Annotated in this window: 15 protein-coding genes; 14 read left to right on the forward strand and 1 reads right to left on the reverse strand. The window is 71.5% G+C overall.

The annotated features are described in order from the left end of the window. Positions 1-200: 200 nt before the first annotated feature. From ACH4S9_RS27365 to ACH4S9_RS27390, 6 genes are all read left to right on the forward strand, one after another. Positions 201-1,733 carry a glycoside hydrolase family 3 protein gene (locus tag ACH4S9_RS27365; RefSeq protein WP_398374192.1) on the forward strand — a complete coding sequence of 511 codons (1,533 nt, stop codon included), beginning with the start codon at positions 201-203 and terminating at the stop codon, positions 1,731-1,733. Positions 1,734-1,963: 230 nt separating this feature from the next. Next, complete coding sequence (locus ACH4S9_RS27370) at positions 1,964-4,468, forward strand: glycosyl hydrolase family 95 catalytic domain-containing protein (RefSeq protein ID WP_398374194.1); 2,505 nt, start codon at positions 1,964-1,966, stop codon at positions 4,466-4,468. Between the two features lie 27 nt (positions 4,469-4,495). Beyond that, on the forward strand, positions 4,496-6,022 hold the full coding sequence (locus ACH4S9_RS27375; protein ID WP_398374196.1) for a glycoside hydrolase family 28 protein: 1,527 nt from the start codon (positions 4,496-4,498) through the stop codon (positions 6,020-6,022). Then, positions 6,019-7,389 (forward strand): Gfo/Idh/MocA family protein, encoded by a 1,371-nt coding sequence (locus ACH4S9_RS27380; protein ID WP_398374198.1) that lies wholly within the window; start codon positions 6,019-6,021, stop codon positions 7,387-7,389. Before ACH4S9_RS27375 ends, ACH4S9_RS27380 begins: the two co-directional genes overlap by 4 nt. Before the next feature lie 103 nt (positions 7,390-7,492). Further along, complete coding sequence (locus ACH4S9_RS27385) at positions 7,493-9,031, forward strand: pectinesterase family protein (RefSeq protein ID WP_398374200.1); 1,539 nt, start codon at positions 7,493-7,495, stop codon at positions 9,029-9,031. Between the two features lie 9 nt (positions 9,032-9,040). Then, positions 9,041-10,291 (forward strand): hypothetical protein, encoded by a 1,251-nt coding sequence (locus ACH4S9_RS27390; protein ID WP_398374201.1) that lies wholly within the window; start codon positions 9,041-9,043, stop codon positions 10,289-10,291. Positions 10,292-10,315: 24 nt separating this feature from the next. Here ACH4S9_RS27390 and ACH4S9_RS27395 read toward each other — a convergent pair whose 3' ends face one another. After that, the gene (locus ACH4S9_RS27395; protein ID WP_398374203.1) at positions 10,316-11,491 is read right to left on the reverse strand and encodes a GntR family transcriptional regulator; all 1,176 of its coding nucleotides are present in this window, start codon (positions 11,489-11,491) and stop codon (positions 10,316-10,318) included. Positions 11,492-11,695: 204 nt separating this feature from the next. Here ACH4S9_RS27395 and ACH4S9_RS27400 point away from each other — a divergent pair, with 204 nt between their 5' ends. The 8 genes from ACH4S9_RS27400 (at position 11,696) to ACH4S9_RS27435 (ending at position 23,116) form a co-directional block, all read left to right on the forward strand. Beyond that, complete coding sequence (locus tag ACH4S9_RS27400; protein WP_398374205.1) at positions 11,696-12,967, forward strand: ABC transporter substrate-binding protein; 1,272 nt, start codon at positions 11,696-11,698, stop codon at positions 12,965-12,967. A 90-nt stretch (positions 12,968-13,057) separates the two neighbouring features. Beyond that, positions 13,058-14,023 carry a sugar ABC transporter permease gene (locus tag ACH4S9_RS27405; protein ID WP_311722107.1) on the forward strand — a complete coding sequence of 322 codons (966 nt, stop codon included), beginning with the start codon at positions 13,058-13,060 and terminating at the stop codon, positions 14,021-14,023. Positions 14,024-14,082: 59 nt separating this feature from the next. Beyond that, positions 14,083-14,886 (forward strand): carbohydrate ABC transporter permease, encoded by an 804-nt coding sequence (locus ACH4S9_RS27410; protein WP_398374208.1) that lies wholly within the window; start codon positions 14,083-14,085, stop codon positions 14,884-14,886. 3 nt (positions 14,887-14,889) lie between these two features. Beyond that, positions 14,890-16,827 (forward strand): hypothetical protein, encoded by a 1,938-nt coding sequence (locus tag ACH4S9_RS27415; protein WP_398374210.1) that lies wholly within the window; start codon positions 14,890-14,892, stop codon positions 16,825-16,827. A 22-nt stretch (positions 16,828-16,849) separates the two neighbouring features. Beyond that, complete coding sequence (locus tag ACH4S9_RS27420; protein WP_398374211.1) at positions 16,850-17,617, forward strand: ribonuclease activity regulator RraA; 768 nt, start codon at positions 16,850-16,852, stop codon at positions 17,615-17,617. 29 nt (positions 17,618-17,646) lie between these two features. Further along, entirely contained in the window at positions 17,647-19,521 is a 1,875-nt protein-coding gene (locus ACH4S9_RS27425; RefSeq protein WP_398374213.1) for a right-handed parallel beta-helix repeat-containing protein, read from the forward strand. Between the two features lie 92 nt (positions 19,522-19,613). Continuing rightward, the gene (locus tag ACH4S9_RS27430; protein ID WP_398374214.1) at positions 19,614-20,834 is read left to right on the forward strand and encodes a carbohydrate ABC transporter substrate-binding protein; all 1,221 of its coding nucleotides are present in this window, start codon (positions 19,614-19,616) and stop codon (positions 20,832-20,834) included. Beyond that, complete coding sequence (locus tag ACH4S9_RS27435) at positions 20,831-23,116, forward strand: Ig-like domain-containing protein (RefSeq protein WP_361182239.1); 2,286 nt, start codon at positions 20,831-20,833, stop codon at positions 23,114-23,116. The genes ACH4S9_RS27430 and ACH4S9_RS27435 overlap by 4 nt, the downstream gene beginning before the upstream one ends. Position 23,117 lies beyond the last annotated feature (1 nt).

Raw genomic sequence — 23,117 nt, forward strand, 5'->3', positions numbered from 1 at the left:
GTACTGACGGCTCCACAAAAATGGACTAGACCAAATACGTTGTCAACATCTGATTTCCCTAGTCCTGTTGGCCGAAGCTCCGGTGGCCCCCCTCCTTGACACTGCTGATTCGACTGGGCGAGTATCCGTTGGTCTGGACCAGAGATCGCCGATGTCATCGGTGTGTCGGCGCTACCCGAGCTATCCGAAAGGCGTGGTCGATGTCCTCCAGCAAGCCCGGCAGGGACCTGCGAAGGCTCGCGCTCTCCGTCCTTCAGCCGGGGTTCGTGGGCACCGAGGCGCCGGAGTGGATCCTGCGGGAGATCGGCGAGGGCCTGGCCTCCGTCGTGCTCTTCTCGCGCAACATCGAATCCCCCGACCAGCTCGCCCGGCTGACCGGGCAACTGCGCGCCGAGAACCCGGCACTGATCGTCGCGATCGACGAGGAGGCCGGGGACGTCACCCGGATCGAGTCCGCCACCGGCTCCACCCGCCCTGGCAACCTCGCCCTCGGGGCGGTGGACGACACCGAGCTCACCGAGTCCGTCGCCGCCGACCTCGGCCGCCAGCTGCGCGCCGCGGGCATCAGCCTCAACTACGCGCCGACCGTGGACGTCAACTCCAACCCGGACAACCCCATCATCGGGGTCAGGTCCTTCGGGGCCGACGCCAAAGCGGTGTCCCGGCACGCCGCAGCGTGGATCAAGGGACTCCAGTCGGCCGGGGTCGCCGCCTGCGCCAAACACTTCCCCGGCCACGGGGACGTCGCCGTCGACTCCCACCACGGGCTGCCCAGTTACGACGCCGACCTCGACCGGATCGCCGCACAGGCCCTGCCGCCGTTCCGCGCCGCCCTGGACGCGGGGGTCCGCGCGGTCATGAGCGGCCACCTCCTGGTGCCCGCGTACGACCCCCGGCTGCCCGCCACCCTCAGCCGCCGCATCCTCGACGGCCTGCTGCGCCAGGAGCTCGGCTTCGACGGAATGATCGTCACCGACGCCATCGAAATGGGGGCCGTCGCCGACCGCTACGGGATCGACGGGGCCGCGGTGCGCGCCGTCGCCGCCGGGGCCGACGCCATCTGCGTCGGCGGGGAGAACGCAGAGGAGGCCACCGCCCAACTGCTCGCCGGTGCCCTCGTCGAGGCCGTGGCCGCCGGAGGCCTCACCGAGGAGCGGCTCGCGGAGGCGGCGCACCGTGTCCGGGCGTTCGCCGAGTGGTCGACGGAGCTGGGCCGGGCCGCCCCGGCCGGCACGGCCGGTGGCGGCATCGGCTTCGTCGCCGCCCGCCGGGCCCTCCGCATGACCGGCTCCGTACGGGACTCGCTGCCCCTGGCCGCGCCCCCGCATGTGGTGGAGCTGGTGCCCGCCACCAACCTGGCCATCGGCAAGGAGACCCCGTGGGGCGTCGCCGCCCCGCTGAGCGAGCGGCTCCCCGGCACCACCTCCGTCCGGATACACCCGCAGCAGCTGCGGACGCCGGCCGCCACCCTGGAGGCGTCCGCGCTGACCCCCGCCACCGGACGGCCCCTGGTCGTCGTGGTCAGGGACGCCTCCCGCCACTCGTGGATGGGCGGCGCCCTGGCCGACCTCGTCACGGCGCGCCCGGACGCGATCGTCGTGGAGATGGGCCTCCCGGGCGCCACCGCCCCCGGCGCGGTGCACATCTCCACCCACGGGGCGACCGCAGCGTCCGGGGTGGCCGCGGCGGAGGTCCTGGTGGGGACGGCCCAGGGGGTGTCCGAAGGGCCCTGATGCGGCTCCGCCGCGCCGGAGGGGGGAACGCCCGGCGTCACCTGTGTGACTCAGGTGGCGCCGGGCGTCGCATGGTCGAAGCGGTGTCGATGTCTGTTCCCGAGTGAGTCATCCGTGCGATCGTCTGATGAATCGTCTGAAGCGTCAGGCGCCCGGGTGAACGATGGCGGGTTGCGCCGCGCCTGGGTGCTGTACCCCAGGTGTCCCATCACCCCCAGGGAGTGCAACTCATGTCCTTCGCACGGCAGACGAACGCACAACAGGCGAACGCACAACAGGCGAACTCACCGCAGACGAACTCACGACAGACGAACGACTACACCCGCCGCGGTGTTCTGCGGACCGGCGCCGGTGTCGCCGTCGGCGCGGTGGCCGCCGGGACGGTGGCCCCCGGCGAGGCGGCCGCCGCCGACCGGCGTGACCGGGCGCGGCCGGAGCCATGGCGGCTGTGGTACCGCGGACCGGCCCAGGAGTGGCTGGAGGCGCTGCCGGTGGGCTGCGGCCGACTGGGCGCCATGGTGTTCGGCGGTGTCGCCGTCGAGCGCCTCCAGCTGAACGAGGACAGCGTGTGGGGCGGCGGCCCGCACGACTACGACCCGCCGGGCGCGCTGGAGGCCCTGCCGGAGATCAGACGGCTGGTCTTCGCCGACGAGTGGGGCGCGGCGCAGCGGCTGGCGGACTCCTCGTTCATGGGCGTCCCGAGCGAGCAGGCGCCCTATCAGCCGGTGGGCGACCTGCGGCTGGAGTTTCCGGGCGCGGGGGAGTACACGGACTACCGCCGGGAGCTGGACCTCACCACGGCGATCACCTCGGTGACCTACGTCAGCGACGGGGTGCGGCACACCCGTGAGGTGTTCGCCGGCCTGCCCGACCAGGTCATCGTGGTGCGACTGAGCGCCGACCGGCGCGGCTCGGTCTCGTTCGAGGCGGAGTTCTCCAGCCCGCAGGACAGCACCACGGGATCTGCGGGCGGCGCCACGATCCGGCTCGACGGCATCAGCACCGCCTGGCAGGGACGTCCGGGCGAGGTGCGCTTCCAGGCCCTGGCCCGGGCCGAGGCCGACGGCGGAACGGTGCGTACCGACGGGGGCCGGCTGATCGTCGACAGCGCCGACGCCGTCACCCTCCTGATCTCCATGGGCACGAGTTACCGCCGCTACCACGACGTGGACGGCGACCCCGGCACCGCCGCCGGACGCCATCTCCAGCACGCCTCGGCCCGGCCGTACCGCGTGCTGCGCGAGGCGCACACCAAGGACTACGGGGCGCTCTTCCGCCGGGTCGACCTCGACCTCGGCACATCCGAGGCCGCGTCGCTGCCGACCGACGAACGCATCGCCCGGCGGCAGCTGGACACCGATCCGCAGCTGGCCGCCCTGTACTTCCAGTACGGCCGCTATCTGCTGATCTCCAGCTCGCGAACCCCGGGGCACGCCGCGAATCTCCAGGGCATCTGGAACGACGGCCTCACTCCGGCCTGGGAGTCCAAGTACACGCTCAACATCAACTGCGAGATGAACTACTGGCCCGCCGGGCCGACCAACCTCGTGGAGTGCTGGGATCCGCTCTTCGACCTGATCCAGGACCTGTCCGAGACCGGGGCGCGCACGGCACGCGAGATGTACGGCGCCGGAGGGTGGGTGGCGCACCACAACACCGACGGCTGGCGCGGCACCGCGCCGGTCGACTTCGCCTTCTACGGTGTGTGGCCCACGGGTGGCGCCTGGCTGGCGGGCATCATCTGGGAGCGCTACCTCTACACCGGCGACAGACACGCGCTGCGACGGCACTACCCGCTGATGAGAGGTGCCGTCGAGTTCTTCCTCGACACGCTCCAGGAAGACCCCGGGACCGGATATCTGGTGACCAACCCCTCGCACTCGCCCGAGGTGGGCCACCACGAGGTCGACGGCGAGAACGTCAGCATGTGCGCCGGGCCGACCATGGACATGCAGATCCTGCGGCAGCTCTTCACCGCGTTCGAGGGCGCGTCCCAGGTGCTGGGCGAGGACCCGAAGACGCGCCGCGCCGCCGTCGCCGCCCGCGGGCGGCTCGCCCCGACCCAAGTCGGCTACCTCGGCCAGATCCAGGAGTGGCTGGAGGACTACGAGGGGGACGCCGCCCTCTCGCGCAGCCGGCACATCTCGCATCTGTGGGGTCTCTTCCCCGGTGAGGAGATCAATCCGCGGACCAGTCCGCAGCTCGCCGCGGCGGCCCGGCGCACGCTCGAACTGCGCGGTGAGGCCGGTGCGGGCTGGTCCCTCGCCTGGAAGATCAACTTCTGGGCGCGGCTGCTCGACGCCCCCGAGGCGTACAAGCGGCTGACCAACCTGCTGGTCCCGGCCCGTACCGCGCCCAACATGTTCGATCTGCACCCGCCGTTCCAGATCGACGGCAACTTCGGCGGGACCTCGGGCATCACCGAGATGCTGCTCCAGAGCCACTCCGGAGAGGTCGCGCTGCTGCCCGCCCTTCCCGCGGCCTGGCCCGACGGCGAGGTGCGGGGGCTGCTGGCCCGTGGCGGGTTCACGGTCGACCTCGCATGGCGCGATCAGGCCCTGCACCAAGCCGAAATCCGGTCCACCGGCGGCCATGAACTCCGGCTGCGCACACCCTCGTCCGTGACCGTCACCTCAGGGGGAAGGGCGGTGCGCGTCGACCGTCCCGAGGAGGGCGTCATCGTCTTCGCCACCCGCCGCGGCGCCACCTACGACATCCGGCCCGCCACCACCTGAGCGTTGCCGAAAACCTGGGAGGTCACCATGGAAGACCTGGCCAGACGTCGACTGCTCGGGCTCGGAGCCCTGCTGACCTGCGGGATACCACTGCTGAGCAGTACACCGAGCCAGGCCGCCGACCGTACGGAGGGACAGGGCGCGCCCGACCGGCAACCCGCCCCGGGCGACCGGGAGGCGGCCGAGCGCGCAAGGAGGATCAGCGAGAGCGTCACCGTACCGACCTTCCCCGACGCATGGTTTCCGATCACCGCACACGGAGCCGTCGGCGACGGGGTGACCGACTGCACCGGGGCCATCGACCGGGCGATCAAGGACTGCCATGCGGCCGGCGGCGGCCATGTCCTGGTGCCCGAGGGGCGGTGGGCCACCGGGGCCATCCATCTGCTCAGCGGCGTCGACCTGCATGTCGCCCGGGGCGCGACCCTGCTCTTCAGCACCGACCCGGCCGCCTATCTGCCCGTGGTCCGCACCCGATGGCAGGGCGTCGAACTCTTCAACTACTCGCCCCTGATCTACGCCGACGGGCAGCATGACATCGCGGTGACGGGCCGGGGCGTCCTCGACGCACAGGGCGACAACGGGCACTGGTGGTTCTGGGTGGGCTCCGGGCAGTACGGATGGCAGCCGGGGATGCCCAACCAGCGGGCGGACTGGGCGGCCCTGGAGCGCATGGGCGTGGAAGGAGTCCCGGTCGAGGAGCGGGTCTTCGGCGCCGGCCACTACCTCCGGCCCAGCTTCATCCAGCCACGCTCCTGCCGGAACGTCCTCATCGAAGGCGTCACGCTGCGCCGCTCGCCGATGTGGAACATCCACCCCGTGCTGTGCCGCGAGGTGACCGTGCGGGACGTCGTCGTGGAGAGCGTGGGGCCCAACGGCGACGGCTGCGACCCCGACTCCTGCGAGAACGTGGTCATCAGGCGGGTCACCTTCGCCACCCACGACGACTGCGTGGCCATCAAATCCGGCCGGGACCAGGACGGTTGGCGCGTCGGTGTCCCGTCGAGGAACGTCCTGATCGAGGACTGCCGCTATCTCGGCGGCGGTGGTGCGGTGGCCGTCGGCAGCGAGATGAGCGGGGGAGTGGAGAACGTGGTCGCCCGCCGGCTGTGGATCCCGTACGACAGCTCGCTCGACGAGGCCAGTGTCGCCTGGATCCTCTCCGTCAAATCGACCTCGACGCGCGGCGGCTACATCAGAGACGTGCACATCGCCGATGTGGCCTGCCCCGCGTGGACCTATGTGCCCTTCGAGGTCACCTTCCAGTACATGGGGGGAACCGGCGGCGATCGTTACCCGGAGGTGTCGCGGCTGACGGCGCGCAACTGGTCCGTCGGCGGCCCCTGCGAAATCCCCTTCCGGATCCGCGCCGTCCCCGCGGCCCCGGTGGAGACGGTGCGCCTGGAGAAGCTGTCCTTCGCGCGGGCCGCGAAGGATCCGGTGATGGAGAACGCGACCGGTGTCACCGTACGCGAGGTACTGATCGGGGGCAGCCCGTACCCCACGGACACAGCACGGACCACACAGGCAGGGCAACTGAGGGAGGCAGGATGAAGAAGCGACGATACGGCCTGGTCGGCACGGGGATGCGGGCCCGCCTCTACACCGACGCCATCACCGGCCCGCACCGGGACGTCGCCGAGCTTGTCGCGCTCTGCGACACCAACGAAGGGCGGATGCGGCACTACGGGGACCGCGTCGCCGCCGCCGGGGGCGGTGACCCGGCCCGGTACCACCCCGACGACCTGGCCCGGCTGATCGGCGAGGAGGGCGTGGAGCGCATCGTGGTCACCTCGCCCGATCACACCCACGCCGACATCGTGGTCGGCGCTCTGGAGGCAGGCGCCGACGTCATCGTCGAAAAGCCGCTGGCCATCGACGCGGACGGGGCCCGGGCCATCGCGCGCGCCGCCGAGCGCACCGGCCGCCGCGTGACCGTGACCCACAACTACCGCTACTCGCCCCGTAACAGCGCGCTCAAGCGGCTGGTGCACTCGGGCGCCATCGGCACGCCCACCTCGGCCCACTTCGAGTGGGTGCTCGACACCCGGCACGGCGCCGACTACTTCCGGCGCTGGCACCGCGAGAAGGACCGCTCCGGAGGGCTGCTGGTACACAAGGCCTCCCACCACTTCGACCTCGTCAACTGGTGGCTCGGCGACACCCCGGTCCGGGTGTACGCCGGCGGCGGGCTGTTCTTCTACGGCGCCGACAACGCCCGTGACCGGGGCCTCGGCCCCCGGCCCGCGCGCGGCAGCGCCGAGGCGGCCGCAGGCGATCCCTGGTGCCTGGACCTGCGCGGCGACCCGGCGCTGAAGTCGCTGTACCTCGACCAGGAGCACCGCGACGGCTATCTGCGCGACCGCGACGTCTTCGACGAGGGCATCTCCATCGAGGACAATCTGTGCGCCGTCGTCCACTACGCGGGTGGCCCCACCCTCTCCTACTCCCTCAACGCCCACGCTCCGTGGGAGGGCTACCGCGTCTGCGTCAACGGCACGGAGGGCAGGGCCGAGCTGTCCGTCGTCGAGCGGGGCGCGGTCCGCCCGGTGTCGGGCGCGGTGGACCCCAGCGCGGTCGACGAGCGTGGCGGGGGCGCCGTCGCGGTGCGCCCGCCCGGTGAGCGGCTGGTGGTGCAGCGCCACTGGGAGGACGCCCGCGAGGTGACGATTCCGCGAGGCGAGGGGGCCCACGGCGGCGGTGACATCCGGATGCTCCGGGAGATCTTCGTCGGCCCGGACGGTGCGGATCCGCTCCGTCATCAGGCGGGGTACGCCGACGGGCTGCGGTCCGTCGCGGTGGGCATCGCGGGCAATGTCTCGCTCGCGGAGCGGCGGGCGGTGGACATCGCGGAGCTGCGGCTGGGCATCGAGGCCGGGCCGAACGTCGGGGTCGGCCCGTCGGCTGATCGATCGTCGTAACGTCAGCCGCAGACAACTTCCCTCTGTCTCCGGGGTTTTCAGCGCGTGGGTGGTGTGCTTCCATGCCTGGTATGCCACAGGTATGCCGGAGGGGGCAGGGTCCATGAGAGCGTTCCGTCGGTTCGTATCCCGGGTCCGTTTCCGGTCGCTCCGCCGGCGGAAACGCCTTGCGGCGCTCGTGGCCGTGCTGCTGTCACTGGCCGCCGCCCCGTCCGTCGCCGTCCCGTCCGCCGGTGCTCGCGCCCCGGCGGACGGGCGCCCCGCGGTCGCGCTGGAACCGCGGGGGCTGGGCCGAGCCGTGTGCTCGGACACCTCGCTCCGGTTCACCTTCGGGACCGCCGTACGGCTGGGCACCGAAGGACGGCTGAGCGTATACCGGGCGGACGGTGTCCTCGCCGATGTCGTCGATCTCGCCGATCCGGCGACGTACCAGCGCTCCATCGGCGGCGCGCGGTCCGACTACGGCGAGGTGCACCGCTGGACCTATGAACCGGTGATGGTGGACGGCCGTACGGCCACCGTCCACCCGCACCGGCGACTGGCCCCCGGCCAGGAGTACTACGTGACGGTGGATCCCGGCTTCTTCGAGGGCCACCCGGGCATCGAGTCCCCCGGCACCTGGCGCTTCCGCACCCGGCGCGACCCGGCGCCCGGCACCTCCCGGCTGACCGTGAACGGGCGGGGCGGCGGGGACTTCTGCACGGTGCAGGGCGCGGTCGACTTCGTCCCGGAGGGCAACACCCGCCCGGTGCGGATCGACGTGGCCCCGGGGTTCTACCGGGAGATCGTGTACGTCGCCCAGTCCCGGCCACATCTGACCGTGCGCGGGGCGGGGGCGCGCCGCACCGTCATCGGCTACCCGAACAACAGCGTCCTCAACGGCGACGCGGCGATGGCCGATGTGCCGCCCGAGCAGAGCTACTGCCCGCGCCGGGTGCTTCCGCATCCCGACCGCCACAACTGCTGGCGCGCGGCCTTCGGAGTGGACGCGGACGACTTCCGGCTCCAGGACGCCACCGTCCACAACCTCACCCCGGAGGGCGGCTCCCAGGCCGAGGCGTTCCGGGGCAACGGCGACCGGATCGTGCTCGACCGGGTCCGTGTCCTCAGCTACCAGGACAGTCTGCGCCTCCAGGGGCGGGCCTTCGTGACCGACAGCTATGTCGAGGGCGATGTCGACTTCGTCTGGGGGACCGGAGGGGTCTTCATCCAGGACTCCGAGCTCAAGGCGCTGGACCTGGGCTACCTCAGCCAGGTCCGCAACGGCGAGGACGGCCCCGGCAACGTGTTCGTGAACACCCGGCTGACCCGCGCCGCCGGGGTGCCCGACGGGAGTGTGCTGCTGAGCCGCATCGACAGCCGCTTTCCCGCCAGCCAGGCGGTGTTCATCGACACCCGGATGGACTCCCATGTGGCGCCCGTGGGCTGGGGGCTGACCGGGTTCGACTGCTCGTCGGGCCAGAAGCTGAGGTTCCAGGAGTACGGCAGCGAGGACCTGGCGGGCCGGCCCGTCGACACCGCCGGGCGGCTGGCCTGCTCCCGTCAGCTCACCGCGGCGGAGGCCGAACGGTGGCGGGATCCTGCTGCGCTGCTGGACGGCTGGGACCCGCGTGGCGCGAGCGATCGACGAGAGGGAAGGTGAGGGACCGGCATGTTGCCCATGCGCCGGAGGAATGTCCTGGGAGGTGTCCTGGGGGCAGCCGGCTCGCTGGCCGCGTTCGGCACCCCGAGTGCGGCGTTCGCGGCCGACGCGGCGGACGCGGCGGACGCGGGGGACGCGGGGGACGCGGGAGACGCGCCACGCGGAGGCCGGGACCGGCCGCGCCCGGTGGCGCCCGTCAACCAGGAGGTGGCGGCCGCCCACAGCCTGGCGTACAAGTCGCTGCCGCAGGACGCCGTCGGCGTCGACACCGAGGCGCTGATGACGGTGCACACGCCGGAGGACATCGCGCGCCTGCGGACCGCCCTCGTCGCCGAGGTGTGGAAGTCCGCCGACGGGCGGCTGCCCGACGCGCTGCCCGAGGTGGAGCGCCGGGTCACGGCCCCGGAGCTGCCGGAGTTCACCGGCGTCCGCCGGATCGACCGGCTCACCGTACGTCTGCCGTACGGACTGTCCTCCGTCGTGTTCCTGCTGCTGCCGCGCCGTACGGCACACGGCCGCTTCGCGCTCTACCACAACGGCCACGGTGAGTTGCCCGACACCATGCGGCGCACCGCCCAGGCGCTGCTGGACGCCGGGTACGGTGTTCTGCTGTTCGCCATGCCGCTCTACCACTGGAACCCCAAGGAGCTGAGGGATCCCGCCGACCCCGGCACACCGGTCGTCGTGGAGTCGCACAACGATCTGGGGCCCTGGGAGAGCGGGGACTTCTCCACCCTGCGCTTCTTCCTGGAGCCGCTCGCGGTGGCCGTGAACCATGTGCGGCGGGTGTACGAGCCGCCGTCGCTCCAGATGATCGGGTTTTCCGGAGGAGGCTGGGCGACCACCGTGTACCCGGCGCTCGACCCACGGATCACCCGGAGCTATCCGACGGCCGGGTCCCTGCCGTTCTTCCTGCGCTCGGCGCCGCCCAGCCCGAGGCCGACCACGGGCGACTGGGAGCAGCGGCGGGACCGGCATCCCATCTTCTACGGGATCTGTGACTTCCCGGACCTGTACGCCCTGGCGTCGATCGGTGAGCACCGCCGCCAGATGCAGATCCTCAACCGGTTCGACTCATGTTGCTTCAACGGTGTCGGACACCGCGCGTACGAACCCGTGGTGCGCCAGCGCGTCCAGGTCATCGGCGGCGGCCACTGGGAGCTGCTGGAGGACGCCACCCACGGTGACCACACCATCAGCCCCTTCGCCCTCTCCGTCATTCTCTGGGATCTCGACGTCAACTGCGCCCGGGAGCCCTGACCGGTCGCGAGGAGCCCGGGCCGCTCACGAGGGGAGGTGGCCGCGGCGGTAACGGGAGGCCTCGCCCGCCGCGTGGGCGGCGAACAGGGCCGCGGTCTCGTCCGGATCGCCGTCGCGCAGCGCGGCGAGCAGCTCCGCGTGGAGCTCGGCCATCGCCCGCCAGTCCCCCCGGTAGCGGGGGTTGCCCAGCACATGCAGCCCCCACATGCTCGGCTCGATGATCCGCCACAGCCGCACCAGCGCCGCGTTGCCGCCCGCCGCGCACACCGTGCGGTGAAACGACATGTCGGCGTCCCGGAAGTCACCGATGTCCCCGTCGTCGGCCGCGCGGCGCATGGCGTCGATGTCCTCGGACAGGCGCCGCAGACACTCGGCGTCGAGGCGGCCGGTCGCCCTCCGGGCCGCGTACATCTCGAACATGACGCGGATCTCGCGCACATCCCGCGCCTGCCGGTCGGACACCTGGGTCACATAAGTGCCCTGGCGCGGCTGGGAGTTCACCAGCCCTTCGTGGGCCAGCCGTTTGATGGCCTCGCGGGCCGGAGCCTGGCTGGTGCCCATCCGGCGGGCGATCTCCGACTCGACCAGGCGCTGGCCCGGTACGAGCTCGCCGGAGACGATCCAGTCGCGCAGCCGCGCGTAGACGTGGTCGGACAGCAGCTGGCGGGGGAGCGGGGCGTCGGGGGCCGGCCGCGCAACGCGGGCCGTGTACGCGGGCTGCCCAGCCTCCGCAGGTGACGCCTCCGCATGTGGCGCCTCGGTACGTGGTGGCTCCGGATGCCGGCGGGTCTGCTCCTGCCGGATGCGGGCGACCGTTGACTGGGACAGGCCGAGTTCCTCGGACAGGGCCCGGGTCGACGGCACGGGCTCGCCCTCGCGCGCCAGGTCCAGCACGGCCGCGACGCGGCGCTCCGCGTCCTGGCGCCCCGGGTTGCGCGGGCGCCCGGAGCGGCGGGCGTCGGACAGCCCTGCCGGGCCCCGCTCCAGGAAACGCTGCCGCCACTTGGCCACCGTGGCCGGGCTGACGCCCAGCCGCTGCGCGACCTGACGGGTGGAGTGTCCCTCGGCACAGGCGAGCACGATGCGGCTGCGGAGGCGCATCGCGCCGGAGCCCCGCGCCGACCACTGGAGCAGGGTGTCACGGTCCGCCGCGCTCAGCCGGGGCGCCTGCGGCGCCTTGGACTCCTCAGGCGCGACCATGAGCCGTCCTCCCCTTCTCGTGCGGCAGGGACTTATGGGTCATGACATGTACCTGCAACATTTAGGCCATCAATTTTTGGCTGTGCGCACCGACTTGACCATCCTGTCACAACGCACTTATGAAGTAATCGTTGCTCGATAACTGACCCAATAAAAGCCTGGAGCCCCGAAGAGCCGCTGAGCCTGAGCCCTCCTGGAGGACCGATGCGCCGACGACGGACACGACGGAAGACGGGCGCCGCGATGGTGTTGCTGGCCCTGGGGCTCACGGCCTGCGGAGGTGGTGGTTTCTCCGACGGCGGCTCCGGTGGCGGCGGACGGGACAAGACCCTCCGGGTCCTGGTCAACATCACGCCCAACCTCACCCAGGAGTTCTGGAACGACCTCGTCGAGCCCTTCGAGAAGGCTCACGACGGGGTGAACGTCAAGATCGAGGCGCCGACCGGCACCGGAGTGGCCGACACCCTCCAGCAGCAGCTGGCCGCCGGTGACGCCCCCGACATCGTGGAAACACTGGTCGCCGACGAGACGCTGGCGCCCAAGATGCTGGACCTCACCGACCAGACCTGGGTCGCGGACACCCCGCTGGCCAAGGAGGCCATGCTGGACGGGAAGGCCTACACCGTCGGAGTGGGTGAGCAGGCACAGTCGCTCGTCTTCTACAACAAGGAAGCCTTCGCCGAGGCCGGGATCACCCGGCCGCCCAGCACACTCGACGAGCTGACCGCGGCCATGGGCAAGCTGAAGAAGGCGGGCCGCCTGCCGCTGCGGACCGCGGGCGACTTCGTCACCGGGCTCCAGTTGCTCCAGCTCTCCAACCCCTCCCTCGCCCAGAGCCGCCCCGGCTGGTACGGACAGGTGCGCGACGAGAAGCTCACGGTGGGGCAGGTCATGCTCCCGTATCTGCGGCTCTACAAGACCTGGCTGGACCGCGGATACCTCGACAAGAACGCGCTGGGGCTCAAGTACGCCGACGCGGAGACGGACTTCCTCGCCGGCAGGTCCGCGATGTACGTCATGGGCAGCTGGTTCACCGCGGCGGAGGCCGAGGCCGACAAGGACTTCGAGGTGGGCGTGTTCCCCGCCCCGGTGGAGAAGGGGCAGCGCCACCCCGGCCCGCAGGGGACCACGATGTCCATGCCGTACATGATCCTCAAGGACAGCGGGCAGCGGAAACTCGCCCTCGAACTCGTCAAGTGGCTGGTCACCGACAAGAAGGCCGTCGACACCCAGCTGCGACAGGACGGCAACTTCCGCCGTGGCTCCGAGCGGACCTTCAGCACGCTGGAGCGCGAGGTGCAGAAGATCCTCGACGAGGCCCCCGCGAGCGTCGCACAGGGCGAGGGCTACGGCGAGGACACCCTGCCCCGGGGCTTCAACGCCGCCTGGAACACCGCCGTGCAGAGCCTGTACACCAGGCGCTCGCCCGACGATGCGGCGAAGGCCGTCGACCGCTGGGTCCGCGACCGGTCCTGAACAGCACCTTCTTCAGGCTCGGCCCGCCAGGGGCCGGGCAACCCTCCTCCTGAGCCACACCATCGCCGCGAGCGCACAGGAAGGGACACCATGCGCTTCGATCGGGAGACCGGCGGGCCGCGCCGGCGCACCGCCACCCCGGGCCGGCACGCCCGCCCCCCGGGCCGTGGCCGGCGGCCCGGCGTACGAGGGGGCGGGCTGGCCACCGCGATCATGGTCCTCCCCGCCACCGTGCTCTACACCGGGCTGCTCGCCGTACCGGTGGCGCTGGCCGGCTATCTCAGCCTCACCGACTGGGACGGCTTCAGCGCCAACCCCTCGGTCGTCGGCACCGCCAACTACATCGCCCTGCTGGACGATCCGGACCTGCGCCACTCGATCACCGTCACCCTGCTGCTGGCCGGGCTCGGCACCGTGGGCCTGAATGTGCTCGGCCTCGGCTTCGCGCTGCTGCTGAACGGCTCCTCGCGCGTCAACGCCTTCTTCCGGATGGTCCTCTTCTACCCCCATGTCCTCAGCGCGCTGGTCATCGGGTTTCTGTGGAGCGCCATCCTCGGCACCACGGGAGCCGTCAACTCCCTGATCACCTCGCGCGGAGGCGAGGTGCTGCCGTTTCTCGCCGACCCCGACTGGGCGCTGGCCACCCTGGTGTGCCTGGTGGTGTGGTCGGCGTTCGGTGTGAACGTGGTCCTGTACCTCGCCGGGCTCCAGGCGGTGCCCCGCTCCCTCACCGAGGCGGCCCGCATCGACGGCGCGACGAAATGGCAGGTGTTCCGGCATGTCACGCTGCCCGCGCTCGGGCCGTCGGTGACCGTGAACATCGTTCTGTCCCTGGTGACTCTGCTCAAGACCTACGACCTGGTGGTGTCGCTGACCGCGGGCGGACCGGCCGGGCAGACCCGCACGATCGCCTACCTCATCCTCTGGAACTCCTTCCACGACGGCCGCCTCGGACTCGGCTCCGCGCAGTCCGTGGTCCTCATGGCCGTCACGGCCACGCTCGCCCTCCTCGTGACCCGGCTGCGGCGGCGGTCGGAGATGGCGGTGTACTCATGAGCCCTCGTCGTGAAACGACCCCCGCCCGAAGGTGGAGACCGAGCAGCGCGCCCAGACTGGTGTTCCTCGGCGCCGTCAGCCTGCTGATGCTGGTGCCGCTGTACGTCCTGGTCGTCAACGCCTTCAAGTCCCAGCAGCAGATCCTGACCGATCCGTTCGGCCTGCCGGACGGCGGCGGCTCCCTCCAGTACCTCGGGCGGGCCCTGGACAGCGAGCGGTTCGACATGGTGCGGGGCTACGCGGTGACCCTGCTGTTCGTCGCCTGCGTCAACGTCCTGTCCCTCGTGCTGGCCGGGCCGGCCGCCTACGTCATCGCCCGCAGCCCGCGCCGCCGCTACCGGGCGCTGATGCTGTTCTTCCTGTCCGGGACGTTCATCCCCGGACAGGTGCTGGTGATCCCCGTCGTCTACGTCCTCAAGACCCTCGGCCTGATGGGCACCCTCCGCGGCTTCGTCCTCTTCGAGACGGTCCTGACGCTGCCGTTCTCGGTGTTCCTGTACGCCGGGTACATCGCCACCATCCCCCGCGAACTCGACCAGGCGGCGGCTGTCGACGGCGCCGGGCGCATCCGCACCTTCTGGCGGATCGTCTTCCCGCTGATGCGGCCCGTGGTCGCCACCATGGTCATCCTCAACACCTTCTCGGTGTGGAACGACTTCGTGAACCCGCAGATCATCCTCGGCCCGGGCAGTGGCCTGTACACGGTCACCACCGGCGTGTACGCGGCGGTCAGCCAGTACCAGACCGACTACACCGTCGTCTTTCCCACCCTCCTGCTGGCCATCGCACCCCTGCTGGTCTTCTTCGTGTTCATGCAGCGGCACATCATCAGCGGCCTCACGGCCGGGGCGACAAGGGGCTGACCCATGACGCACACCATCCGGGTGACCGCCACCGTCCCGCTCGGCGCACCGCCGGAGTGGGCCGTGCTGGAGCGCAGGCTGTTCGATGTGCTCGACGAGGCGTGGCGGGCCTTCGCCCACCGCTACTGCGAGCCCGACGGCCGGCTGCGCTACCGCGGACCGGTGGCCGACCGCGACGGCGGCGACGACTTCTACGAGGCGTTCTTCAACTGGCCCGTCCTGTACCAACTGGGCGGCGCCGACGACCTGCTGGACGCCTGCAAACACCACTGGACCGGAGTCACCGCCCAACTCACCGAACTCGGCCTGGCCGTGGACGAGTTCGAGCGCGGATACGACTGGTTCCACCTGGGCGAGTCGATGCTGCTGTTCTACGGCATCTGCGCCGCCGACCCGGCCGACCAGGAGTTCCGAGCCCGCGCCCGCCGCTTCGCCGACCTGTATCTCCCCGGCTCCCCGGCGGGCAACTACGACCCGGCGACGCACACCATCCGGGCCCCGCACAACGGCGCGGCGGGCCCCCGCTACGGATTGCAGAAGGAGTGGGCGTCCTACGGCGCGGACCTGGCCGTGATGCGCCCCTACGGCCTGCCACTGAGCGATCTCGACTCCATCAACACCTGGGAGGACCTGGCCGACCCGGACCACGCCCGCCGCATGGGCCAGGCCATGAACGCCCGCCTCGGCCGCGGCGACACCGCGGTCAACCTCGCCGCCACCAGCCTCGCGGTCAACGCCTGGCTGTACGACCACGACGACCGCCACCGCGACTGGGCCCTCGACTACCTCACCGCCTGGCAGCACCGGGCACAGGCGCACGGCGGTTTCCTGCCCGACAACGTCGGCCCCTCGGGGAAGGTGGGCGAGGACCACGGCGGCCGGTGGTACGGCGGCCTGTACGGCTGGACGTGGCCGCACGGCCTCTACAGCGTCGGCAACGCCGCCGTGATCGCCGCCGTCAACTCCGTACTCCTCACCGGCGCCACCGATCTGCTCCCCCTCGGCCGCGCCCCGCTCGATACGGTCCTCGGCCACGGGATCGAGGGCACGGTCACGGGCACCGAGATGAGCACCTCCGACCGCTGGCTCGCCGAACTCGGCGAGGACGCCGACCGTCCCACCCTCCTGGTCCCCAACCGGTACGACGACGGCGGCTGGTTCGACTACCAGCCGCCCCAGATCGCCCTGCCCCTGTGGTTATGGCACGCCTCGCTCGCCGACGAGGACCTCGACCGCCTCCGGCGCCTCCGCGAGGTCTCCGGCTACGACTGGCGCACCGTCCGGGCGTTCCGCAACAAGGAGGAGGGCGGCCACGAAGCCCCCTGGCTGGCCTACCTGAGCGGCGACAACCCCGGATACCCGGCGGCGATCCTGCGCACCGCCCTCGGCCAGGCCGCCCGCCGCATCGCGCTGATCGACGCGGACACCACCGACCCGGCCGAGCTGCACATCCACCACTGGCAGCGCCTCAACCCGGTCCTCACCGAGGCCCTGCTCCAGCTGGCCACCGGCACCCCGCAGGTGCTCTACAACGGCGGACTGCTGCCCACCCGCCTCGCCTATTACGACCTGGAGCGCGGCCGCCCCGGGCTGCCTCCCGACGTGGCGGCCCTCGTGGACACCGTCACCGCCGACCGGGTCCGCGTCGAACTCGTCCACACCGGCCTGTCCGGTGCCCGCACGCTGGTCGTCCAGGCTGGTGGCTTCGGCGAGCACCGCATCGACCGCGCGCTGGTCGACGCGGCGGCGCCCGGCTACCCCGGCGACCCCCGCTCGTACACCGCCCCCGACCCCGCCACCAGCACCGTCGACCTGCCGGTCGGCGGGCCGCGCCTCGAGGTGGAGCTGCCCCCGGGACACCGGGTCCGGCTCGATCTGCGGCTCACCCCCCGGGCCTACCCGCCCGCCCACCAGACCGGTCCGACAGCGACTCGACAGTGATCCGACAGTGAGGAGACCGTTCGTGGACGACGAACCCGTGTGGGATCTGCCGGTGCGCGGGGACGCCCCCGGCCCCGCGGACCCCCAGGTCCTGACCCGGCTCGCCGAGGTGTCCGCCGCCACCGCCTGCGCCAAACTGCACGCGCAGGGCATCCGCCGCACCTTCGTGTGCGGCCCGCGGCCGCTCGCCCCCGGTCTGAAGATCGCCGGCCGGATCCGCACCCTTCAGTTCATGCCGCAGCGCGAGGACATCGCCTCCGGTCTCGGCCAGGAGTACGTGGAGCGGCACACCGCCCTGTGGGCCGTCCTGGAGACCATCGAACCCGGGGACGTCCTCGTCGTCCAGGCCTACGGCTCCCCGTACACCGGCTGCTTCGGCGACATGCTGGTGCGCTACTTCCGGCAGAAGGGCGGCGCCGGGATCGTCGTCGACGGCCGTATCCGTGACGCGCCCCGGGTGCTCGAGACCGGTGTGCCCGTCTGGGCCACCGGCGTCACCCCCCACTACGCCTCCCAGGCCGAGCTCTTCCCCTGGGCCTACGACACGCCGGTGGCCTGCGGCGGAGTGCTCGCGCTGCCCGGCGACCTGCTGGTGGCCGACGACGACGGCCCCGTGGTGGTGCCCCGGCGCACCGCACCCGCCGTGATCGCCGCCGCGCGCGAGCACGAGCAGTGGGAGCGCTTCAGCCGCGCCCGCATCGAGGAGGGAGGAGCCCTCACCGACTACTACCCGCTGACGGCCGCCACCCGCGCCGAGTACGAGCGATGGCGCGACCAGAACCAGGCCTGACACAAACCCACACAAGGAGGACCAGGACCGTGTTGCGCACCATCCGAAGACCACAGCTCAGGCTTCCCCTGGTGGTGGCCGGCGCGCTGCTGCTGATCGGCGGCGCGGCGCTGCCCGGCCACAGCGCGGACGCGGCCGCCGCCGGCTGCCGGCCCACGCAGCTCTTCGTCGCACCGGACGGCCGGGATGGAGCCAAGGGCAGCAAGGACGCCCCGTGGCGGACCATCGAGCAGGCCCGCGACCACATCCGCGCCAAGGGCCTCAACCGGCCGGGGAAGATGCGCTGCGACATCGTGGTCAATCTGCGCGCGGGCGACTACCCGGTCAGCCGCACCATCGAGTTGGACGACCGCGACTCCGGGAGCGGCGGCCACCGCGTCGTCTACCGCTCGTACGACGGGCCCGGCAAGGCGCGTGTGCTGGGCGCCGAGCCCGTCACGGACTGGACCGAGTACAAGGACGGCATCTACCGCACCGACGTCGGCACCGACCGGCGCTTCTACACCCTGTTCGAGGACGGGAAGCGGGCCACCACCGCCCGCTACCCCAACCGCGGGTCCGACGACACCTGGGCCCCGTACATGTTCTCCGTGCTCAAGGAGCCGGAGAAGGAGGCCGTGCACCAGTGGCTCTACTCCAAGCCCGGTGAATGGGACGCCTCCTGGGACCTCAGCAACGCGCAGGCGGTCGTCTGGTCCGGCGGCAGCTGGAGCTGGTTCACCGACACCGTGCCCATCCGGGACTGGAACCCCGCCAAGAACCAGATGACACTGTCCCACTGGACCCGCTACGCGCTGATGAACTCCCGCAGCGGCTCCCGCTACTTTCTCCAGAACTCCCTGGACTTCCTCGACCAGGCCGGGGAGTACTACCTCGACTACGGCAAGGGGCAGCTCTACTACAAGCCCCGCGGCGACATCGACGACGTGACCGTCATGCGCCCCACGGTCAAGACACTGTTCAAGATCGCGGGAGCGGCCCCCGACCGGCGGGTGGCGGACATCTCCCTGGACGGCCTCGCCCTCCAGTACACCGACTTCGTCGACTGGTACCGCTACGGCTGGATCAGCGACGGTGACTCCGGCGACGTCCACAAGTATCCCGTGTACGACCGCCAGATCGAGATGAACCGCAACCGCTTCGGCGCCGTCACCGTGACCAACAGCAGCGGCATCACCCTCCAGCGGATGCGGATCTCCGACACCGGCTTCACCGCCGTCTACGCGCTGTTCGCCAACGACCGCCTCACCGTGCGCGACAGCCTGCTGGAGAACCTCGGCGGCGACGGCATCAAGGTCGAAGGCGGGTATCCGGGTGAGGGCGACATCTCCGGCCACCACCTGTTCACCGACAACTACATCACGCACTACGGAGAGCTGGTGCCCGGCGACGCGGCCGGGGTCGAACTCCTCAACACGGGTTCCAATGAGGTGAGTTACAGCTACTTCGAGCACAGCGCCCGCTACGGCGTCACCCTGGAGGTGATGCCCGAGGTGGGGCCCGGCGACTCCTACGCGCGCAACAACACCTTCAAGTACCTGCGCATCGAGAAGGCCGGTCTGGACAGCGGTGACATGGGCGCCTTCTACACCTACGGCGTGGACAACACCGAGCCGCACACCAGCAACAACAGCGTCTCGCAGGTCGTCATCGGCGATGTCATACCGGACGGCTCCATGCCCGACAGCGGCACCCGAGGGGTGCACATGGACGCGGGCGGCTGCGGCTTCTCCTTCACCGACGTCGAGGTCGGCAAGGTCACCGACGACAAGTACCAGAGCTACCGGTGCAACACGGTGGAGAACGCCAACTGGCAGGACGGCTTCGATCCCTCCCGCATGGAGTACGACAAGATCGGCGTCAAGCCCTCCTTCCCCTATCCGCTGCCCGGCGCGGACGGCTGAGCGCACAGGCGCACCCGCGTGGGCCCTCGCCGGGCCGCCACTCCCATGCGTGCGGCCCGGCGAGCCCCGGCCCATGCCCGTCAGGAGATGACATGGACATCATTCCGACCAGCTCGCCGCCCGCCGTGACGGACGAGCTGCGCGGACTCACCTGGGACCACCCGCGCGGCTACGCGCCGCTGGAGGAACTGGCCCGGCTGGACGCCGCCGTCCCGCCCGGCTGCGAGACCGTCGGTCTGCCGCTGCGCTGGGACCGGCAGCCACCGGCCGCCTTCGAGACGGCGCCGATCGACGGCCTCGCCTCCGACTACGACCTCCTGGTCGTCGAGCACATCGGCCTCGGCGCCGCGGTGGAGGCCGGGTGCCTGGTGGCGATGGACGACCTGTTCCCGGCGGCCCAGCTGGAACACTGGCGCCGGCGCACCGTCGGCGCCTGCTACGACAGCCATGTGCTGGACGGCCGGGTCTGGGCGCTGCCGCTGGACGCCGCGGCCCAGGTCGCCGCGGCCCGCCCCGACCTGATGGCCGGCCACCCGATGCCGCGGACCTGGGACGAGGTGCTGGCGCTGCCCGTCCCGCCGGCCCTCTGCATGGGCGGCCCGCACGCCCTGCTCACCTTCTGCGCGCTGTGCGTGGCGCTGGGGGAGGAGCCTGGCCGCGGCCCGGAGTTCGTCTCGCGGGAGACGGGCGGGGCGGCCCTGGAGACCATGGCCCGGCTGCTGGCGCGCGGCGACCCACGGCTGTGGCGGCTCGGCCCGGCGGGGCTGCTGGCGGCGATGGCCTCCGCCGAGGGGCCCGCCTACTGCCCCCTGGTGTACGGCTACGCCCCCGCCACGCAGTCCGGACCGTACCCGCTCACCTTCGCCGACGCCCCGGCCAGCCACCCCGGAGGGCGGCCGGGCAGTGTGCTCGGCGGCGCCGGGCTCGCCGTCTCGCACCGCCGGACCGACGACCCGCTGGTGCGCGAGGCCATCCGGGACCACCTGCGGCGGCTGCTCGCCGAGCCGGTGCAGTGCGAGCTCTTTCCGGTGACCGGCGGCCAGCCGTCCGACCGGGCCGCCTGGCTGGACCCCCGCACCAACAGCCGCTGGGGCGGCTTCTACCGCGCCACCCTCGCCACCGTCGAACACGCCTGGGTGCGTCCGCGGGCCGCCGGCTTTCCGGACTTCCAGCGGTCCGCCTCCCGGCTGCTGCGCGAGGGGCTCGCCGACGGGCGGCCGCCCGCCCGGCTGCTGGCCGAACTCGACGAGGGCTTCCGCCACCGGGCACGGCGCCCCGACCACTTGCTGCGACGAGAGGGAAACGGGACATGAGCGAAGGAAACAGACGGGAGGCGCCACGGGACGGGGCGCGACCGCTGGCCCGGCGGGCGTTCGTGGCCGGCACCGGCGCGCTGCTGGGCGCCGCGGCTCTGTGGACACCGTCGGCGCGGGCGGACGACAAGCTCGCCGCTGCCGCGGACGCCGTGGACGGCGTGTTGGCCTTCCCCGGAGCCGAGGGCGGCGGCAGATACGCCAGCGGTGGCCGCGGTGGCGAGGTCTACGAGGTCACCACGCTCGCCGACTCCGGACCGGGCTCCCTGCGCGAGGCGGTGTCCGGCAGCGACCGCACCATCGTCTTCCGGGTCTCCGGCACCATCGAGCTGGGGGGCGGTCTGGACATCACCGGGTCCAACCTCACCATCGCCGGCCAGACCGCGCCCGGCGACGGCATCTGCGTCGTCGGCAACGAAACCAAGATCAAAGACGTCCGCAACATCATCCTGCGCCATCTGCGGTTCCGGGGCACGGACGCCCTCGGGACCCCGATCGACACCTTCGGCATGGAGCGCTGCGAGAACGTCATCATCGACCACTGCTCCTTCAGCTGGGCGGTCGACGAGGTGTGCTCGCCGTACGGCAACGAGAACGTGACGATGCAGTGGTGCGTCATCGCCGAGGGGCTCACCATGTCCGCGCACGAGAAGGGCCGGCACGGCTACGGCGGGCTGTGGGGCGGCGACAACGTCACCTACCACCACAACCTGCTGGTCCACAACGGCGGCCGCAACCCGCGGTTCAGCTTCGTCGAGGACATGGCGCTCAAGGCCGACCACCGCAACAACGTGATCTACAACTACGGCTACACCTCCGCCTACGGAGGCGAGTGGTCCGACGGCATCAACATCGTCGGCAACTACTACAAGCCGGGCCCGAACACCGTGGCCGAGATCGCGCCCGTCATCATCGCCCCCAACCGCGGCGGCATCTGGCACGTCGACGGCAATCTCATCGAGGGACACCGCAAGGTCACCGCCGACAACCGGCTCGGCGTCCGCTTCCCGCTCGGCGGCGCCACCCTGCGGGACGAGCCCGTGGCCTTCCCCAGCCCCATCGAGGAGCAGTCCCCGAAACAGGCGTACAAGGCGGTCCTCGCGGGCGCCGGTGCCACCCTGCCGCGCCGGGACGCGATCGACGCGCGGCTGGTCAACGATGTGCGCAAGGGCACAGGACGCAGCATCAACTCGCAGAAGGAGGTGGGTGGCCCGGTGCCGCTGGCCTCCGCCGACCCTCCCAAGGACAGCGACCACGACGGCATCCCCGACGACTGGGAGCGCGCACACGGCCTCGACCCCGACGACCCGGCGGACGGCCGTGCCGTCGACCCGGACACCGGCTACAGCAATCTGGAGCTCTATCTCAACTCCATCGGGCCCACCGGCGCCCCGAACCCGGCCGTCGCCCTCACCGCCCCGGCCATCGACCAGATCTTCGCCCATGACAGCGGCACCGGCGACCTCACCATCCGCGCCACCGCCACCGCGGCCGACGGCGCGACCATCGCCTCCGTCGTGTTCTACGCCGACGACAAGAAGCTCGGCGAAACCACCGCCGCCCCGCACGAGATCGTGTGGCGGGGCGCGCCCGCGGGCACCCATCACCTCACCGCCCGCGCCACCGACACCACCGGCACCGCCACCACGTCGAGCATGGTGCCCGTCCACGTCAACCGCTCCACCTCGCTGTCCACCTGGACCGCGGCCGACATCGGCGCGGTGCCCATCGCGGGGGCCGCCGCACTGGACGGCGCGGTGTTCACCCTGCGCGGCTCCGGAAAGATCAAGGGCCGTGAGGACTCCTGCCACTTCGTGTACCGGGCCATCGACGCCCCCGACGACGAGGTCGTCGAGGTCGTCGCACGCCTGGACTCGATCAGCGCGGTGTACCAGGACGTCCTCGCCGGAATCATGATCCGCGAGAACCTCACCCCCGACTCCCCGTTCTGCCTCATGGGCATCTATGTCGCGAACGGCGGGATCAAGGCCACCGCCAAGCGCATGCACTCCCACGGCACCGAGATGAACGTCGGCAACTACCCGTGGGAGGAGGACGAGATGCTGGGCAACAAGCCGTACTGGCTGCGCATCACCCTGCGCGGGGACGAGTTCACGGCCGAGGTCTCACCGGACTCCCTCCAGTGGACACGCGTCGGCTACGAGCGCGTCCCCATGGGGCCACGGGTCTACGCCGGGCTGGTGGTGGAAGGCAACAAGGAGGCGAACGCCGTCGCGCACTACACGACGGCGAAGTTCAGCAAGGTCCGCATCAACAACTGAG

The sequence above is a fragment of the Streptomyces sp. NPDC021225 genome (assembly GCF_044332865.1).
GTDB lineage: Bacteria > Actinomycetota > Actinomycetes > Streptomycetales > Streptomycetaceae > Streptomyces.

Coding starts and splice junctions, on each gene's coding strand:
- ACH4S9_RS27400 (WP_398374205.1), top strand. CDS start 11,696: ATGCGCCGACGACGGACACGACGGAAGACGGGCGCCGCGATGGTGTTG.
- ACH4S9_RS27370 (WP_398374194.1), top strand. CDS start 1,964: ATGTCCTTCGCACGGCAGACGAACGCACAACAGGCGAACGCACAACAG.
- ACH4S9_RS27375 (WP_398374196.1), top strand. CDS start 4,496: ATGGAAGACCTGGCCAGACGTCGACTGCTCGGGCTCGGAGCCCTGCTG.
- ACH4S9_RS27395 (WP_398374203.1), bottom strand. CDS start 11,491: ATGGTCGCGCCTGAGGAGTCCAAGGCGCCGCAGGCGCCCCGGCTGAGC.
- ACH4S9_RS27380 (WP_398374198.1), top strand. CDS start 6,019: ATGAAGAAGCGACGATACGGCCTGGTCGGCACGGGGATGCGGGCCCGC.
- ACH4S9_RS27435 (WP_361182239.1), top strand. CDS start 20,831: ATGAGCGAAGGAAACAGACGGGAGGCGCCACGGGACGGGGCGCGACCG.
- ACH4S9_RS27430 (WP_398374214.1), top strand. CDS start 19,614: ATGGACATCATTCCGACCAGCTCGCCGCCCGCCGTGACGGACGAGCTG.
- ACH4S9_RS27365 (WP_398374192.1), top strand. CDS start 201: ATGTCCTCCAGCAAGCCCGGCAGGGACCTGCGAAGGCTCGCGCTCTCC.
- ACH4S9_RS27385 (WP_398374200.1), top strand. CDS start 7,493: ATGAGAGCGTTCCGTCGGTTCGTATCCCGGGTCCGTTTCCGGTCGCTC.
- ACH4S9_RS27390 (WP_398374201.1), top strand. CDS start 9,041: ATGTTGCCCATGCGCCGGAGGAATGTCCTGGGAGGTGTCCTGGGGGCA.
- ACH4S9_RS27405 (WP_311722107.1), top strand. CDS start 13,058: ATGCGCTTCGATCGGGAGACCGGCGGGCCGCGCCGGCGCACCGCCACC.
- ACH4S9_RS27415 (WP_398374210.1), top strand. CDS start 14,890: ATGACGCACACCATCCGGGTGACCGCCACCGTCCCGCTCGGCGCACCG.